General features: G+C 73.1%; 1 protein-coding gene. It reads left to right on the top strand.

Annotated features, from left to right (window positions below; all coding sequences use genetic code 11):
* Window positions 1–591: sulfotransferase (locus CVM52_RS26410; RefSeq protein WP_205965050.1), on the top strand; the 591-nt coding region annotated here is incomplete at both ends.

Here is a 591-nt window from a genome sequence, read left to right as displayed (position 1 = left end):
ACCGCGCGGCGCTGGGCCATGGGGCGGCGGATGCCGCGCCGCTGAACAACCTGGGCATCCTGGCCCGCGCCAGCGGTGACCTGGCCGCGGCCGAAGGGTTTTTCCGCCAGGCGGTGGCGCTGAACCCGGGCAGCGCACATCTGCATCACAACCTGGCCCGCGCCATCCGCTATCACGCGGAGGAACCGCACCTGGCGCAGATGCAGACGCAGCTGGCCGGGTTCGCCCCCGGCGACAGCGCCGCGGCACCGCTGCATTTCGCCCTGTTCAAGGCGCTGGACGAGTTGGACCAGCGCGACGCCGCCTTTGCCCACCTGTCCGAGGGCAACCGCCTGAGCAAGGCGGCGCAGCCCGTCGATATCCGCCGCGAAGCGGTGCGCTTTGCCTTCAGCAAGCAGCTTTGCGCCGGGCCGCTGCCCGAGATCGCCGCCGAGGGGCCGCCGGGGCCGGTTTTCATCACCGGCCTGCCGCGGTCGGGCACCACCCTGGTCGAGCGGATCCTGGCACAGACGCCCGAGGGCCATGCCTGCGGCGAGTTGCCGGTCGCCACCACCGCCTGTGCCCGCCTGCTGCGCCGGGTGCAAGCGCGCG

The organism is Pseudooceanicola lipolyticus (assembly GCF_002786325.1).
Classification (GTDB): Bacteria; Pseudomonadota; Alphaproteobacteria; order Rhodobacterales; family Rhodobacteraceae; genus Pseudooceanicola_C; species Pseudooceanicola_C lipolyticus.
Note: the sequence above shows the minus strand (reverse complement) of the source record. Positions and strands in the feature narration are given on the sequence as shown.